General features: G+C 33.1%; 4 protein-coding genes. 2 read left to right on the forward strand and 2 right to left on the reverse strand.

Annotated features, from left to right (window positions below; all coding sequences use genetic code 11):
- The first annotated feature begins 430 nt into the window (after window positions 1–430).
- Window positions 431–1,120 (forward strand): replication initiation protein, encoded by a 690-nt coding sequence (locus BM100_RS22135; protein WP_092514960.1) that lies wholly within the window; start codon window positions 431–433, stop codon window positions 1,118–1,120.
- A gap of 101 nt (window positions 1,121–1,221) precedes the next feature.
- Window positions 1,222–1,701, forward strand: coding sequence for an Hcp family type VI secretion system effector (locus BM100_RS22140; protein ID WP_092514961.1), 480 nt, complete (start codon window positions 1,222–1,224; stop codon window positions 1,699–1,701).
- A 28-nt stretch (window positions 1,702–1,729) separates the two neighbouring features.
- Here BM100_RS22140 and BM100_RS22145 read toward each other — a convergent pair whose 3' ends face one another.
- Together BM100_RS22145 and BM100_RS22150 are read right to left on the reverse strand one after the other, a co-directional pair.
- Window positions 1,730–2,047 carry a DUF2645 family protein gene (locus BM100_RS22145; RefSeq protein ID WP_092514962.1) on the reverse strand — a complete coding sequence of 106 codons (318 nt, stop codon included), beginning with the start codon at window positions 2,045–2,047 and terminating at the stop codon, window positions 1,730–1,732.
- The gene (locus tag BM100_RS22150) at window positions 2,037–2,753 is read right to left on the reverse strand and encodes a hypothetical protein (protein WP_092514963.1); all 717 of its coding nucleotides are present in this window, start codon (window positions 2,751–2,753) and stop codon (window positions 2,037–2,039) included. Before BM100_RS22150 ends, BM100_RS22145 begins: the two co-directional genes overlap by 11 nt.
- Window positions 2,754–2,924 lie beyond the last annotated feature (171 nt).

Consider the following 2,924-nt stretch of genomic DNA (forward strand, 5'->3'; position numbering starts at 1 on the left):
ATGATTACTTGAATTTTATATTAATACTTGAGGTAGCTTCATTCTGACCGAACAAAGTGAGGGAACTATCAAAGTTGCCCGCAGGGCATTTCAGGGAGCAGCTCGGCTGCGACATCCTTTTTTGTGATCGGTCTGACTAAATTTTGAGATTTATCCACAGGGCACGTCTTTTTTAACTTGTTTTTTTGTTTTTATTCTTGTTTTCCGTTGTTTTTTTTAATTTAAAATCAATATCATACATGATAATACATCAATAAAAAGGCGGTAATACATCAATAAAAAGGCGGTAATACATCAATAAAAAGGCGGTAATACATCAACAAAAAGGCGGTAATACCCACAACAATACATCAATTAAAAAAAAAACCATTGATGAATAGAGAGCATCAACTATAATTAATCTAATTGATGTTTTAAGGATCAGAATAGTATGAGTAAACTTATAGCCTACAAATCCAATGCATTGATAGAAGCCAGTTACAAGCTGACCTTACAAGAACAAAGGGTTTTGCTTTTATGTATTGGTAAACTCAATCCGAAAGATGAAAACCCCAGAAAAACCTTTCAACTTACTGCTGATGAATTTTACTTAGCATTCCCTGATATGAACCGTAAACATGCAGAACGCCGTTTACAAGAAGCAATAGAGCGATTATGGGATAGGACAGTTATTATTCATTGGAAAGACAACAAAGAAGATATTCGTTGGATTCAACGTAAAGCAAAATATTTTGATGGAGAAGGGAAGATAGAAATTAGCTTCTCTGACTACATAATGCCTTATCTAACGCAACTTAAAGGGCAATTTACCAGTATTGCTGTTAAGAATGTTTCTGCGCTAAAGCGTACTTATAGCATAAGAATTTATGAGTTGTTAATGCAGTTCAAAAAAACAGGAGATAGGATAGTTGATATCAATGACTTTCGTACAATTCTAAATTTAGAAGATAAATATAAAGAGTTTAGAACTCTGAATGACTCAATCATAAAACCATGTATAAAGGAATTAAACGAAAAAAGTGATCTAGTAGTCACCGTCGATACAGTAAAAAAAGGACGTACTGTTGTATCTCTACACTTCCAATTCAAAGAGGATAAACAAATAAAATTAGCCATTTAGTCTTTATTCTCATTTTAATTAAACTTCTTTTATAGTAGGGTTTTTAGTCAGTTATTCCATTCATAATGGATTCCGCCACCCCCTACAGAGAAGGAGTTTTTATGGCTAATTTAATTTACGCAACTATAAAAGGAAAAAAGCAAGGAATCATTTCCACTGGCTGCTCTACTTTTGATTCGATAGGAAACAAATATCAATCTGGTCATGAAGATGAAATATTCATTCTTTCTCTTGACCATGAAATGACAAGAATGGGTAACGTTAATCACCGACCTATTTCATTCACTAAACCAATCGACAAATCATCACCCTTACTTGGTGTTTCAATATCTGATAATGAAGAACTTGAAATAGAATTTTTCTTTTATAGAACGGCTAGTAATGGCGGAATCGAACTCTATTATTCAATAAAATTAAAAAAAGCTTTTATCGAGAGAATCAATGTTAGTTACCCTCACGCTATAAATCATGCTAATCAGCAGCCAGAGGAAATGATTTCTGTTAGATATGCCAGTATAACATGGCAGCATTTCGCTGCCGGAACGTCTGGATATAGTTTCTGGGAAGATAGAGTCTACTAAGATGAAAGCTCCTCTATCTTTAGAGGGGCTAACAATACATTAATCTTATGAAAAAGCGCCAAGCCCAATACACTATCAATGACAGCAACATCATATTTAACGTCCATGATCTGAATTTCAATCTTATGACTTTAAATAGTAGTGGAAAAATAAACAGAGCTGACACAGGTGCAGATACATCTCTTGTGTCATCAGCAACAAACGTGCGATGAGCTACACAAGCATTTTTTATTTCCACTCCATCAATATATATCTCTTCCTCAAAGAAAGAAAAAGAATCTATAAGAAGAACACAAAAAATATAATATATTATGTATTTTATTATATTTATATTCCTATTCACCATTAACTCCTAATATCATATATATGGATTTTTTCTTTTCTAATATTCTTCTTCCATATGAAGTATAATCTCTCTCTTTGTAACTACTTGCTGAATATATTGATTTTAGAAAATCTTTTTTATCTCTAGCTATTCCTCTGTTATATCTAGATCCAGCCAGTATTATTTGTTCATCAGTTAGTATACTTGTATCCATTAATTCCGGATAATCATGAATTATTAGATCTCTTAGGTGGAGAGCGGATATTTTTATATTGAAATCATCTTGTAGTAGACAATTGGCAAGTTGAAGTTGCTGTCTTGTTGTGAGCTTGGATGGGTCAATTCCTAATGTTTCTGCTGCTGCTCTTAACTGAATAGCTAACGCACCAACTGATGTTGCATTTGATGTTTTATTATTTCCATTTATAGTATCGTCTATCAATTGCCTAACTTGCAGAACGCCATATGCTTTGATTCTATCGGGTTTTCCCCCAACCTCAGCTACAGCAACACCAGCCAGCAAAAGCACAGGAATTTTAGCTTCATATGCATATTTTATTATTAGATCTTTATTATATTGTAAATAAGCAGCTTTATATGCCCACAAATAACTTTCCCCTGTAACTGCTCTAGGGTTATTTGGCAACCACCTATATCTCATATAATCAAATGCATCAAACTTTGGGAATCCCAGTTCATCAACAACGGTACAATAAGGGTTTTTCATTTCACATCATCCATGTAGTTATGAATTCAAATTGTTTAAGAGAGAATACATTACATCCTCCCTTTAAATAATCTATTTATAACTATTTTTTCTTTGTTTTTTCGGAATTATCGGATGACTGATTAAATTTGTGTTCCAATGCACCAATTTGTTTTCTTAACTCTCCGACCT

The sequence above is a fragment of the Xenorhabdus mauleonii genome (genome assembly GCF_900113945.1).
Taxonomy (GTDB): domain Bacteria; phylum Pseudomonadota; class Gammaproteobacteria; order Enterobacterales; family Enterobacteriaceae; genus Xenorhabdus; species Xenorhabdus mauleonii.